General features: G+C 62.2%; 10 protein-coding genes. 8 read left to right on the forward strand and 2 right to left on the reverse strand.

From position 1 onward, the window contains the following. Positions 1-8: 8 nt before the first annotated feature. The 8 genes from glyA (at position 9) to J1C48_RS10955 (ending at position 11549) form a co-directional block, all read left to right on the forward strand. Entirely contained in the window at positions 9-1307 is a 1299-nt protein-coding gene (gene glyA, locus J1C48_RS10920) for a serine hydroxymethyltransferase (protein ID WP_207257875.1), read from the forward strand. Between the two features lie 530 nt (positions 1308-1837). After that, a complete protein-coding gene (locus tag J1C48_RS10925; protein ID WP_207257876.1) occupies positions 1838-3892 on the forward strand; it encodes a pectate lyase family protein in 2055 nt (684 codons plus the stop codon). Between the two features lie 860 nt (positions 3893-4752). Beyond that, the gene (locus J1C48_RS10930; RefSeq protein ID WP_207257877.1) at positions 4753-4956 is read left to right on the forward strand and encodes a hypothetical protein; all 204 of its coding nucleotides are present in this window, start codon (positions 4753-4755) and stop codon (positions 4954-4956) included. Between the two features lie 425 nt (positions 4957-5381). Further along, positions 5382-6434 (forward strand): substrate-binding domain-containing protein, encoded by a 1053-nt coding sequence (locus J1C48_RS10935; protein WP_207257878.1) that lies wholly within the window; start codon positions 5382-5384, stop codon positions 6432-6434. A gap of 82 nt (positions 6435-6516) precedes the next feature. After that, a complete protein-coding gene (locus J1C48_RS10940) occupies positions 6517-7461 on the forward strand; it encodes an ABC transporter substrate-binding protein (protein WP_207257879.1) in 945 nt (314 codons plus the stop codon). 171 nt (positions 7462-7632) lie between these two features. Continuing rightward, a complete protein-coding gene (locus J1C48_RS10945) occupies positions 7633-9156 on the forward strand; it encodes a sugar ABC transporter ATP-binding protein (protein WP_207257880.1) in 1524 nt (507 codons plus the stop codon). Continuing rightward, positions 9153-10172 carry an ABC transporter permease subunit gene (locus tag J1C48_RS10950; protein ID WP_207257881.1) on the forward strand — a complete coding sequence of 340 codons (1020 nt, stop codon included), beginning with the start codon at positions 9153-9155 and terminating at the stop codon, positions 10170-10172. Before J1C48_RS10945 ends, J1C48_RS10950 begins: the two co-directional genes overlap by 4 nt. An 18-nt stretch (positions 10173-10190) precedes the next feature. Next, positions 10191-11549 (forward strand): hypothetical protein, encoded by a 1359-nt coding sequence (locus tag J1C48_RS10955; RefSeq protein WP_207257882.1) that lies wholly within the window; start codon positions 10191-10193, stop codon positions 11547-11549. 104 nt (positions 11550-11653) lie between these two features. Here the strand turns inward: J1C48_RS10955 and J1C48_RS10960 are convergent, their stop codons facing one another. Further along, on the reverse strand, positions 11654-12259 hold the full coding sequence (locus tag J1C48_RS10960; RefSeq protein WP_207257883.1) for a DsbA family protein: 606 nt from the start codon (positions 12257-12259) through the stop codon (positions 11654-11656). A gap of 225 nt (positions 12260-12484) precedes the next feature. After that, entirely contained in the window at positions 12485-13162 is a 678-nt protein-coding gene (locus J1C48_RS10965) for a L,D-transpeptidase (RefSeq protein WP_207257884.1), read from the reverse strand. Positions 13163-13293: the final 131 nt, after the last annotated feature.

The raw sequence follows: 13293 nt of genomic DNA on the forward strand, positions 1-13293 counted from the left end.
AATCGACCATGGACGCAAGAGTGCCAGCGCTGACGCGCTTTTTCACCGACCGCTTGGCGGACCGGGACCCGGAGATCTGGGGAGCGGTCGAACGCGAATATACGCGCCAGCGCGACGAGATCGAACTGATCGCCTCGGAGAACATCGCCAGCCGCGCCGTCATGGATGCCCAGGGCTCGGTGATGACCAACAAATACGCCGAGGGATATCCGGGCCGACGCTATTACGGCGGTTGCCAGTTTGTCGATCAGGCCGAGGAGCTGGCCCGCGAACGGCTGAAGCAGTTGTTCGGCTGCGCCTGGGTGAATGTCCAGCCGAACTCCGGCAGCCAGGCCAATCAGGCGGTGTTTCTGACGCTCATGAAGCCGGGTGACACCTTCATGGGCCTCAACCTCGCCGCTGGCGGCCACCTGACCCACGGCGCCAAGGTCAACATGTCCGGCAAGTGGTTCAACGCGGTCCATTACGGTGTCGACAAGGACACCGGCCTGATCGACATGGACGCGGTCGAAGCGCTCGCCGAGGAGACGAAGCCGGCACTGATCATCGCCGGCCATTCGGCCTATTCGCGCTTTCCCGACTTCAAGCGGTTTCGCGCGATCGCCGACAAGGTGGGTGCCAAGCTGATGGTCGACATGGCACATTTCGCCGGTCTCGTTGCCGGCGGGGCGCATCCGAACCCGGTGCCGCACGCCGACGTGGTCACCTCGACCACGCACAAGACCCTGCGCGGTCCGCGTGGCGGCATTATCCTTTCAAACGACGAGGAACTCGGCAAGAAGCTCGACTCGGCCGTCTTCCCAGGGCTGCAGGGCGGGCCGCTGATGCATGTCATCGCGGCCAAGGCGGTGGCTTTCGGCGAGGCGCTGCGGCCGGACTATCGCGACTACATCACGGCGGTCGTCGCCAATGCCAAGACCATGGCCGCGACGCTGCAGGCCGGCGGCGTCGATATCGTCTCGGGCGGCACCGATTCGCATCTTATGCTTGTCGACCTGCGGCCCAAAGGCCTCACCGGCAAGGCGGCGGAAGCTGCGCTCGGGCGCGCCCACATCACCTGCAACAAGAACGGTATTCCGTTCGATCCGGAAAAGCCGATGGTCACCTCGGGCATTCGCCTCGGCACTCCGGCGATTACAACGCGAGGCTTCGGCGAGGCGGAGGTGAAGACGGTCTGCAAATTGATCCTGGAGGTGCTCGAAGGTCTCTCTAGCAACGGCGAGGACGGCAACACCGCCGTCGAAACCGCCGTGCGGGACAAGGTCAGGGCGCTGCTGCAGGACTTTCCGATTTATCCGCAGGCGTGAGGCGATCGGCCGGTACAGGTGATGACGAAGGCGGCCGTTTCGCGACGGTCGCCTTCGCCGTTTCGCAATGCTGCCTCGCCATGAAGCGGATGATCTGCGTCGTGAAAACGCGATCGTTTTGAACTTGATTCTTTCCAAATGGCACGCTGTAATTGAATAAAAATTGGGCATAACGTCACCAAAATCGCCGCAATCTTGGGAAGAACGCGCAAGAATCACGAAGGGTCGCGACCCATTCCGCGCGTGGTTCTCTCAAAGATCGCCGCTTCAAGCCTATCGGCGGATTGAGTGAGGCGACGCCAGTCCGATGGTTCAAACAATGAACCAGGGCCGAAAATTCCCCTTTGAAAACAGTGTTGGACGACCCGCCGCTTGGCACGAAACGGGTTGTCGTTCTGTCGAACCGACGTCTCGATCGCAGATCGTATCACGTTCGGGAAGACCCCGAGCGCCGACTGTTATTATCCGCTGTCCTTATTCCTGCCCAAAGCGTCGGCATTTTCACAATGCACTTTTCAGGAGGGTCTCGCATGGTCTCCCGCCGTCAGATGCTGACCGGTTCTGCAGGTTTGTTCGGGGCTGCGGCGCTGCCCGCCAATCCGCTTCCAACGTCGTTCTTGACCCAGGCGACATCGGGTCGCGATGCCGATCGCCGATTGGACGTCGCGACAAAGGCGGAGCGATTTGGAGCGGAGCAATCTGGCGATCGCAATCTCCAGGGCGCGCCGGATTGGCTGCACCGCGAGCTGCTGATGAAAGTCGATGCCGCTCGCGCACAAAATTTGTCCCCGTCGGCGCGGATGCAGGCCTACGCCAATATCGGCAACTGGCTTCCCCTCCCGGATCAGTCCGCCTTGGAAGCCTCGGCGGTGCCTCGCGGCATTGAGCAGGTGACGCTTCTCGACGAGGGAGCCTCATATCAGCGCGCCGGATCGCGGCCCGACCGGTTCGCGATCCGGTCGCAGGACGGTGCGTGGTGGCAAAAGGCGAGCACGGATCCGCATCTTTATCTGCCTAAAAATGTCCGCACATTGCGATCGTTCGGGTGCAGGGGGGATGGCAAAAGCGACGACCTGGCCGCCGTGCAGACGGCGCTGAAGTTTCCCGGCACCCTCGACGGAGAAAATTTGACCTACGCCGTGCGCGGCGAGATCAAGCTGCCTGACAACGGCTCCATCATGAACGCGACGTTCAAACAGCTCGATCCCGGTCATCGCAAGCGCAGTACCGTGAGCGCGGACGGGGTGAACGGATTGCGCCTTATCAATCTTCGGGTCGACCGCAACGGATCGGGCCGCGACGGCGGGTTGGAAACCCATTTCGGAATTCGGATTGCCAATGGCTCGGGCCACCTTTTTCAGGATGTCGAGGTCTTTGGCGACAACCTCGGAACCGGGTTTGGCATTCAGAACTGTCACGATTTCGACCTTATCCGGCCTTGGGTCCATGACATCAAATTTGTCTTGCCCGCCGATCCGATGGACGATCGCGTCCAGGGCATCTGGATATCGAATTCGTCGAATTGGCGTGCCTATGCTCCGAAGGTCAGCGATCTGGGCGGATCGGTCAATGGCGGCGCCAGCTTTGCGAAAGCACGCACACGAGGTTTCGTGGTCGGCCTGGGCTCGGGAAATTTCTCGATTTTTGGCGGGCAAATATCTCGTTGTGACCAAGGCTTGGACATTACTGGTTCCAACGGAAACACCTACTTTGCCGTCTATGGCCTGGTTGCGGAAGAATGCTCGCTAGTCGGTATCAAGCTCGCGAATTTCAATCGTCATGGCAAAATCGACGGCTGTTCTGCCATTCGATGCGGGTCGTTGGGATTTCTCTGCATTGCCAGTGGGGATCGCGGCGTTGAAACGGACGATATGCCGAGGGATGTCGTTTTTCGCGACTGTCAGGCGATCGACACCGGTTTCGACTGGGAAAGGAAAGGGTTTCCGGTTCCGGGGGCCTTTATTGTCTCGCCGTCCAACGTTTATAAGCGCTGGCCAAAGGGCGTAAAGCTCCGGAATTGTCGGGCGATCTGGACAAAGCCGCCAGAGCATCCGATGTATGGTTTCTGGAATAATGTCGCCTATTCTGGTGGCGAGCCGAACACTGTCGATGCCGATTGTGTCGTTACAGGCAATCCAGATCGCGCCAAGCACTTTCTGGGATGGCATCATCCTGAATGTTGGCTTCGTGCCGCGACGGTGCAGTCGATTCCCAACTCGAAGCCGACGAATCTCGTCTTGGAGGCGGCGATCGACAGCATGAAGATGTTGAATCAGCGGACAGGACAAGCCGAGATCAGGCTTTCAGGGCAGTACCGCGTCGAAACCCAGGTCAGCTTCAAGCCCAACCCGATAAATGGCCGCCAGATTCGTATTCTTAAGAACGGAGAGGTGCTCCAGAACACCGAAGCCACCGTCGCCGGGGTTGTCGGGTTTCAGACGACGGTTCGCACCTCCTTTGAGGGACGCTTCGAGGAAGGGGATACGGTCGGCGTTGAAGTCCTACAGAATTCGGGGGCGCCGCTCGACCTTCATGAGGAACGGGGTGCCACTTGGCTGTGCGTACGCCGGCTGCATGCGATTTGAACGCAAGAGGGTGGCCTGCGGACGAAGCAATGTGGATGCCGACGGTGATCGACCGCCAAGGGGCGCGCCTCTCGCGACAGATTTTGTCGTCATCTGCCGCCGCTGGGTGTTTCGATTGCATGGCGCGCGGTGCCTCGGGCATCGGTGGCAGCCCGTTGAGAGGGCTGGCGCCTCTGGGCGTGGCGACAGGTGCCAGGTGCTGAAGGGTTGGCGAACTGGGCGAGCGATGTCGGCGACGAGCCAGCTTGGCATGCCATCGCGATCGAGCCGGTTTCGGACGGAGGTTGCGCCTGCGAAAATTTGGTCGTGTGGAAGGGAAGCGAGATCGGAGCGTGGCCGCAGCGCCTCCCGGGGCCGGCATGATCGGATCGTGACGAGAGGGACAGGGAGCGCTCAGCTGTCCGCGCGCATTGCTGGAGCGGAATACTGCAGAGTTGCGCGCGGCTCGATCTTTGCGCCGGGTATCAGCAATGGGGGAACATTCTTAGTTGAAATATGTCGAAGTTATTTTTAGAGAAATTGAAAATCTCAATTACCTGATAAAATGCCGTCTCGTACATTGAATGAATGAGTGGTTTCGTCGTTTGGTTGCTTTATTCACTACCATTTTTCCGCCCTTCACAAAAAATTTGTCCACGATGGCCGATTTTACCTTCCAATCCGATTGAGCTATTAGATATTTGTCTACCGGTCCTTCGTATTTTTCGAAGTGTTCGATCAATGCGGCGTGCATGGCCGTCGCACCAAAGATGCATGCATGCATGCTCCGCCCCGCTGACGCTCAGAAGCAAAATTGCAATTGCTTCTGCGGCTCGGCTTCTTGCGCGCATGCTGAAAGAGATGTGGCGGCAGGAACTGACATGAACGATAATTGGCGAGATGCGTTTGGCCTGGTGATGGTGGCCACGGTCCTCGTGTGTCTGCTCAGCTACGGCATGGCGGCCTCTGGCTGCCGCAAGAGCGACGTCATTGAAGCCGATGTCGCGCTGGTCGTGGTGTTGGTCCTTCTCCATTTCGGTGTCAGGCGTTGGCGGACGCGATCAAAGCGTGCCGAACGTCCGTGAAGGTGCAAAACGGGCGCCTCGCCATTTCGAGGCGGCGCCTCGATTTGGCTGGAATTTGTCTGCGATGGGAAGTCGATGCCGGGCAACACTGACGTCCGTTGAGATCTGGCGTCGATTCGAAGGAAGTGACGGGCGCGGGTGACCCGGCAGTCGTTCCCATGCCGGTCGGCTGCCGTCAGGGGCGAGGTGCCCGTCCGCTGTTGGGGCGTCGACGAAATGATCATGTTTGGTTCGACGCGGCAGGTCGTTCAGCCCCATAAGTAGCGCAAATAATTTTCACAATGCCTTATTATTGTGCGGCAACTTGTCGCGCGTTCGCTTGCCAATCGCCGTTGACAGCAAACGAACTAAACGTTTAGGTGCCTTTTTATCGGCTGCTAAACGTTTAGGATGGTGCAGTGCGCAGGAAACTCACACTGAAAGACGTGAGCCGGGAATCCGGACTGTCGACCTTCACTGTGTCTCGGGCGCTCGCCGGTGCCGAGGGCGTTTCGAAGGAGAGCCGGGAGGCTGTCCTGCGCGTTGCCGAAGAGATGGGTTACGTCCCCAATCTTGCGGCGCAGAAGCTGCGCGGCGTTGCCAGTTCGACCATCGCCGTCATCACCGCCGGCACCTCGAATGCCTACTATCTCGACATGATGAACGGCATTCAGGCGGTTGCGCAGGACATGGATCAAACAGTCGTTCTGACCGATATCGCCATCGGCGGCGTCTACGACATCGGCCGTGAGCGCCAGACCATCCAGCGGCTGCTGGAGGGCCGGGTGGGTGGCGTGATCTCCACGCTGACGCTGCTGCCGGAAAGCGTCAAGCGGCTGGAGGACTGGGAAATCCCGATCGTCTTCGTCGATTCCTCGCCGCCCGAAGAATTGCCTTACGTTCCAAGCGTGACAACCGACAACTACAATGCCAGTCTGTTGGTCGGCGCGCATCTGCAGTCGCATGCCTTTCAGGACTGGCTACTTCTGGTCTATCCGCCGATCTGGTCGAGCCGGAAGGAGCGCGAGCGCGGCTTGCGCGATGCGGCTGCCAAGGCCGGCGCGACGATCGAGGTGGTCGAGGCCGGTAACAATGCCGCTTCTGCCTCAAAGGCGTTGCGTGATTGCTTGGGCCGGCGAGGTGGGCGTCTGCCCGATATTCTGATCGCCGGCAACAATCCGATCCTGCTTGGCGCCTTCCAAGTGGCCCGCGAACGCAACACCATCATTCCCGATAACATGGCGATGGTGTGCTTCGACGATTTCCCCTTTGCGCCATATCTCGATCCGCCGGTGACGGTGCTGAACGAGCGCTCCGAGGAGATCGGTCGACTGTCGGCGCACATGCTCACCGAAATCATGAGCGCCCAGATCGAGGCCCGCAAGGCGGGCAAGCCGGCGGCGCCGATCTATACCAACGAGCATCAGCTGCAGGTGCCCGTCGACCTCGTCGTGCGTCGGTCCTGCGGCTGTCCTGATCCCACCCGATCCCGATCCTAACCGATCGCGCGGCGATGTCCCTCCGGCCAGCGGGGGTGTTGTCGTGTTGTCTGATGGCTGGCTTTATCTGGGAGGAATTCTCATGAACACGTTCAAACTCGCGGCCAGCGTTGCCGCGGGCGTCCTTGTCTCCGGCGTGATGTTCGCCGCGCCGGCGTCGGCCCGCGATTTGCCGAAGAAGATTGAAAAGATCGGCTTGATGGTCCAGGACATGTCCAATCCGTTCTTCTCGGCGATGGACAAGGGTGCGCAGGACGCCGCCAAGAAGATCGGCGCGACGCTGAATACCCAGGACGCTCAGCTCGACCTGTCGACACAGTACAATCAGATCGATGCCTTTATTCAGCAGGGCGTCAACGTCATCGTCGTATCGGCGGTGGACGGTGATGGGATTGAGCCGGCGCTGGAGAAGGCCAAGGCGGCCGGCATCATCGTGATCGCTGTCGACACCCCGGCCAAGGGCGCCGACGCCGTGGTCATGACCGATGCGGTCCAGGCGGGCGAGAAGTCCTGCACCTATCTGTTCAAAGAGATGGGCGGCAAGGGCGAGGTCTTGCTCGTCGACGGCACGCCGATCCAGACGATCATCGACCGCATCGACGGCTGCAAGACGGTCGCCAAGGACTTTCCGGATATCAAGATCGTTGGCCAGCAGGCCTCGAAGAACGATCGCGCCTCCGGTCTCGCGGTGACCACCGACATGCTGACCGCCCATCCCGATGTCACCGGCATCTTCGGCATGAACGATCCGAGCGCGCTCGGTGCGACACTTGCCGTCGAGCAGGCCGGCAAGTCCAGCCAGATCAAGGTCACCGGCGTCGACGGCAGCCCGGAAGCGGTCGCCGAGCTCAAACGTGACGGCTCGCCCTTCATCGGCACCGCGACGCAGAACCCAGCCGAGATGGTCCGCAAGGGCATCGAGATCGCCCAGGAGATCGTCGCCGGCAATCCGCCGAAGGAGACCACCATCAAGATCCCGAGCGAGCTCGTCACGCGCGACAACGTGACCGACTACAAGGGCTGGTGATCGTCCGCATCGGCGCGACAATCGGGATCGATTTTCGGGCCGATGCGTCGCTTCCATGAGTGAGAGCCGTTGTGCGTCCGGTCGGATGCATGGCGCTCTCAGCGGCTGCGGGATCGGCAGGTCCGGTTTCGCAGTTGCTCCTTCGACGACCCTGTCTTTCGGAGCGCTGACATGACAGCACCGCTTCTCAAGCTGGAGGGCGTGACCAAGCGCTACGGCGCGACGCTCGCTCTCGATCACGTCGATTTTGACCTCGTCGCCGGTGAAGTTCACGCCTTGATGGGGGAGAATGGCGCCGGCAAATCGACGCTGATGAAGATCCTCGCCGGCAACGTCCTGCCGGATTCCGGCCGCATCCTGCTCGATGGCGAACCGGTGTCGATCCGCACGCCGTCGGATGCCGATCGGCTGGGGATCGCTATCATCCACCAGGAACTGAACACCGTGCCGGAAATGTCGGTGGCGGAGAATCTCGCCCTCGGCAAGGAGCCGCGCGGCCGCTTCGGCATGCTCGACCGCAAACGAATGATTGCCGAAGCCAGGACCAAGCTTGCCCGCATTCACGCCGACATCGATCCGCGTCGCCCGCTCGGCTCGCTGAGCGTCGGCATGCAGCAGATGGTCGAGATCGCACGGGCGGTTGGCGAAAAAGCTCGTATTTTGGTGCTCGACGAGCCGACGGCGGCGCTGTCTCGCCAGGAAAGCCGCGAGCTTTATGCTTTAATCGAGGCGATGCGGACGGCCGGGGTCGGTCTCATCTATATCTCCCATCGCATGGAAGAGGTCTGGCAGCTCGCCGATCGCGTCACCGTCCTACGCGACGGGGCCTATGTCGACACCGGCGTGACGGGAGAGCTGACCTCCGGCGACGTGGTGGCGATGATGGTTGGCCGCGACATCGTCGATCTCTACCATCATGAACACCGCGCGCCCGGCGACGTCGTGCTCGATGTGCGCGGTCTGACCGGTGAGGGCGTCGGCCCGGTCGATCTGACGGTGCGCACCGGCGAAGTCGTCTGCGTCGCAGGCCTGATTGGCGCCGGGCGTACCGAAATGGCGCGACTGATTTTCGGAGCCGATCCGCGCTCCGGCGGCGAAGTCTTTATCAACGGTGAGGTCAGCGCACCGGCGGATCCGGCCGGGGCGATCCGCGACGGCATCGGCATGGTGCCGGAGGATCGCAAGGACGAGGGCCTGTTCCTGGCCCATTCGGTCAATGACAACATCGCCATCAGCACCCTGGAGCGGCTGTCGACCGCGGGCGTCCTGAAGCGCGGCGAGATCCGCTCGGCGGTGCTCCACCAGATGCAACGTCTGCACCTGCGTGCCAACGCCCTGATGCTGCCGGTCGAGGCGCTCTCGGGCGGCAATCAGCAGAAGGCCGCATTGGCCCGCTGGCTGCTCAGGGACTGCGATGTCTTGATCCTCGACGAGCCGACCCGCGGCGTTGACATCGGCGCCAAGCGGGAGATCTACGAGCTGATCGATCAGCTCGCCCGCAGCGGCAAAGCCATTCTCGTCATCTCTTCGGATCTTCCCGAGGCCATTGGCATCGCCGACCGTGTCCTGGTGATGCGCCAGGGGCGGGTGGTCCACGAATTGGACCGGGCGAGCGCCACCGAGGAAACCGTCATGCTCCACGCGACCGGAGCCAAGGCCCAACACGAGCACGATCTTGAGGAGGGTGTCCGATGACCGCACGGTCCGAAGCCAATCTCAGCCAGCAGCCGGCGGCCAAAGAACCGTTCGATTTCGCCAAATGGTGGGATCGGGTCGGCATTCTGGTGGTGCTGGCGGCCCTTGTCATCTTCATGGTGGTCTTCGCGCCGAACTTCAATCGCGTCGACAACCTGCTGAACATTCTGCGGGCGATCTCGATCAACGCGATTCTCGCGGCCGGCATGACCTTTGTCATCCTGACCGCCGGCATCGATCTGTCGGTCGGATCCACCGTCGCCGTCTCCGGCGTCGTCGCGGTGCTGGCCGCGATTTCCGGATGGTCGATGCCGATGGCGCTTCTCGCCGGCGTCGGCGTCGGGGCGCTGTGCGGCCTCGTCAACGGCGCGCTCAGCGCCTATCTGGCGCTTGCACCCTTCATCGTCACACTCGGCATGATGAGCTTTTTGCGCGGTCTCGCCTACACGCTGACCGAAGGCCGGCCGATCGTCTCCAGCGACTTGAGCTTCAAGGTGCTGGGCAGCGGCTATTTCCTCGGCATTCCGGTGCCAGTCTATGTGATGATCGCCGTCTATCTGATCGCTTGGTTCCTCCTGGAGCGGACCCGCTACGGCCGGCATGTCTATGCGGTCGGTGGCAATCCCAAGGCGGCGCGTCTTGCCGGCATCAAGATCAACCGGATCGTCACCTCGGTCTATGTGATCGCCGGTATTTGCGCCGGGCTCGCCGGACTGATCTTCGCCGCCCGCGTCATCTCGGCTCAGCCGACGGCCGGCCAAGGCTACGAACTCGATGCGATTGCCGCGGTGGTGCTCGGCGGCACCAGCCTGGCTGGTGGGCGCGGCCGGATCGTCGGCACGCTGGTCGGCTCGGTCATTCTCGGGGTTCTGACCACCGGTTTGATTCTGCTGAACGTGCCGTTCTTCACCCAGCTTTTGATCAAGGGCGTGGTGATCATCTTCGCCGTCACCATCGACAGCCTGAAGCAGAGGCCCTTCCTTTTCGTTCGCGCCTCGAAGACTCCGCAAGCCTGACCAGAGGTTCTTTTCCCCATGTCTTTCAAGATCACGATCAGCGATGCCCTCGTGGCCAATCGGCGGGCCGAACCGGTCTATTTCTCCGTGCCCGAAACCATCGAGGGCGCCCTATGGTGGGCGCAGACCTCGCGCGGCGATCTGGTGCTCGCCCAGCGGCTAAGCGGGGGCGGTGAGACCGGCGCGACACGCTTTGTCGCCATCCTTGACCTGGACGGCGGTGAGGAGACGCTGACCCTCGACCATCCCTGTCAGGCCGACGAGACGCCGATGGGCATCCGGGCGCTGCCGGGTCGCGAAGAGGACTGCTACGTGCGTCTCGACACCGGCGCCTTCGATCTCGAAATGTGCCGTGGTACGGCGCAGGGCACCGGCGGCTCGAAATGGGGCCTGCGCCATTTCAAGGCGCTCAGCGACGATTTCGAGCTTCTGCCCTCCGGCAACAACGCCATCGGCGGGTTTTACGGGCCGTTTTTCACCCCGGAAAACGGCCTGATCAATCCGCCGGAGCATACGACGGTTTCGATTGAGGCCCTCGAAGAAGGGCCGCTGCTCCACCACTACCGCATGCGCGGCACGATTCCCGATGGCCTGCTCGACGAGCTGAAAGGCAAGTCCTTCACCATCGACTGGATCTTCACCTACAACACGCCCTGGTTCCAGCGGCGCTATGTGGTCGATTCGTTCCGCACGGTGATCAATGGCCGCTCGGTCGACAACAAGATCACCGTCGGCGACGAGTTCGAGGGTGGCCAGGGGGAACTGGTTTTCGACCGCTATGCGGCTTACGGCGGCACCCGCTACCGCGCCGGCGACCCTTACGCCATGGAACTGGTGAAGATGGTCGAGGCGACGCTTGAAAGCTCGACCGAAGACAATCCGAAATTTGCCGAATTCCGGCGCGAACTCTCGAACATCGAGGCCTCGCACTGGGACCTCTACTGGCGGATGTTCTGCGCCTGGGAGGGCGTCCTCAAGGAGCCCGAGCTGCGCGAGCGCCTCGCCGAGGTGCGGGCGAAATCCCACGTCCTGGCCGATCTGACCCGCCGTGAATGGTGCTTTGCCGATGTGCCGGTGGATGTTTCGGCCGTCGGTGACGAGACCATCTTTGCCGGTCCCGCCAAGAAGACCGTCGAATTCGATACGGCGAGCAGCCGGGCGATGGTCTGGTACACCTCCGAGGCCTCCGGCGCGTTCCAGATCGTCCAGCGCCGCCAGTCCGGTTGGGTGAATTGGGGCACCAATGGCGAGAACGAGTGCCCCGAACTGCCGGTCGGCGTGACCATCAAGACCGCCTATGGCGCGTTCGCCGGAAACTGGGAAGCGGTCGCCGATGCGCTCGAGACCCCCGTCGAGGTTCGCTGCGAGGCGCAGTGATCGCCGACGTCAGGTCGGCGGGTGCGGGCGGACGACGATCCGCTGGCCCTGGTTGATCCGCTTGGCTGACGGGCGCCGGTCCGCACGGCGCCCGTTGATCATGTTTAGGCCCGGGACTGCGCCAGGGCGGCCTTCAGGTCTTCCATCCGCGGCACACCTGGAAACAGCACGCGGCCGGCGACGAAAGCCGGCGTGCCGCTCAAGGCGAAGCCGTCCGCCTGGGCGTTGTTGCGCTCCAGCAGCCCGTCAATGCCGGCCTTGTTGCGGGCGTAGCTGCGCTTCAGGGCGGGAATATCGAAGCCGGCCTTGGCGAGGATCTCTTCGGTCCGGCGATGGCTGAGCCGTCCCGGTGCGCGCATCAGCGCGTCGAGCGCCTTGGGGCGGTGCGTGCCGGCGGCCAGCGTCAGCTTTGCGGCATAGACCGACTCCTCGCCGAAGATCGGCCAGTCCTTCATGATGAAGCGAATGTTGCCGTCCTTGCGCACGAAGTCGATCATTTCGGGATAGAACTTTTTGCAGAACGGGCATTGGTAGTCGAAATATTCGACCAGATTGACGTTGCCGTTTGGATTGCCGAGGAGCGGCGCGCCCGGATCATGAAACACCGCTTGCGGCGTCGGATCGGCGGCCGCGAGAGCAGCGTTCGGCAATAACGCCACACCCCCAAGGGCAAGGCCCGCGGCCAGAATGCGGCGTCGGTCGATCATCATATCCCGCATCGTTCGTCTCCTGATATCGCGCTCTCCAGCGCCGTTTCCCCATGGCCGTCCTGGCGGAGAGGGCCATGGTTCGGCGGCATGGCCGCAGCGAAACTGCCGCGGGCCGATAAATCTTCCGCTCCGTGTCGGACTTCGCGCGCCGAGCGGATTTGTTTCGTCGACGGCTTGGCTATCGGGCGGCGATCGTCTTGTCGATGCGCCAACGGTGTCTTTGCGTCAGGAGATCCGCGCGTTGCTCTTGACCACCACCTTGGTGCCGACGGGCACGCGGGTTTCGAGATCGACGACGTCCTGATTGAACATCCGGATGCAGCCAGACGAGACCGAATGGCCGATCGACGAAGGATCGTTGGTGCCGTGGATGCGGTAGTAGGTGTCGCGGCCACCGCGATAGAGGTAGAGGGCTCTGGCGCCGAGCGGGTTGCCGAGGCCGCCCTTCAGACCGCTGGCATAGGGGCCGAAGCGCTGCGGCTCGCGGTCGAGCATGTTGGAGGTCGGCGTCCAGCGCGGCCAGTCGGCCTTGCGCGCGATGTTGGCGCGGCCGGAAAAGGCAAAGCCCGCCTTGCCGACCCCGACGCTGTAGCGCATCGCCGTGCCGCCGCTCTGGATGAGATAGAGGTAGTGGGCGGCGGGATCGACGACGATCGTGCCGGGCGCCTCGGGACCGTGATAGGCGATCTGGCGCCGGACCTTGCTCTTGTCGAGATACTGATCGGGAATCGCCGGCACCGCATGTCCGCCATCCTCGAAGGCGCCGTAGCGGCTGTCGCTCGGGCCGAAGCTCGTGAGCGCCAGGGCGCGCTGCCCCATTTCGCTGACCGTCGAACAGCCCGCGAGCCCGAGGGCGAACAAGGCGACAAGGCCGGCGCGAGCCGGGGCGGGGAAGCGATGCATGTCGGTCGTCTCTCATTGCGGCGCGCATGTGCAGCGTCACCTTGCGGAATGTCCTTGCTACAAAGAAAGCTCGGTGGAGAAAATCCCTCGCTCCGGGATCGCCATGCCTTTGCGTCTTTTCGGTCGCACTG

The organism is Jiella flava, from assembly GCF_017349315.1.
GTDB classification, from domain to species: Bacteria; Pseudomonadota; Alphaproteobacteria; order Rhizobiales; family Rhizobiaceae; genus Jiella; species Jiella flava.

Bases quoted from the DNA above. Each gene is read 5' to 3' on its own strand.
- J1C48_RS10940 (WP_207257879.1), top strand. From the start codon at position 6,517: ATGAACACGTTCAAACTCGCGGCCAGCGTTGCCGCGGGCGTCCTTGTC.
- J1C48_RS10925 (WP_207257876.1), top strand. From the start codon at position 1,838: ATGGTCTCCCGCCGTCAGATGCTGACCGGTTCTGCAGGTTTGTTCGGG.
- J1C48_RS10965 (WP_207257884.1), bottom strand. From the start codon at position 13,162: ATGCATCGCTTCCCCGCCCCGGCTCGCGCCGGCCTTGTCGCCTTGTTC.
- J1C48_RS10930 (WP_207257877.1), top strand. From the start codon at position 4,753: ATGAACGATAATTGGCGAGATGCGTTTGGCCTGGTGATGGTGGCCACG.
- glyA (WP_207257875.1), top strand. From the start codon at position 9: ATGGACGCAAGAGTGCCAGCGCTGACGCGCTTTTTCACCGACCGCTTG.
- J1C48_RS10950 (WP_207257881.1), top strand. From the start codon at position 9,153: ATGACCGCACGGTCCGAAGCCAATCTCAGCCAGCAGCCGGCGGCCAAA.
- J1C48_RS10945 (WP_207257880.1), top strand. From the start codon at position 7,633: ATGACAGCACCGCTTCTCAAGCTGGAGGGCGTGACCAAGCGCTACGGC.
- J1C48_RS10960 (WP_207257883.1), bottom strand. From the start codon at position 12,259: ATGATGATCGACCGACGCCGCATTCTGGCCGCGGGCCTTGCCCTTGGG.
- J1C48_RS10955 (WP_207257882.1), top strand. From the start codon at position 10,191: ATGTCTTTCAAGATCACGATCAGCGATGCCCTCGTGGCCAATCGGCGG.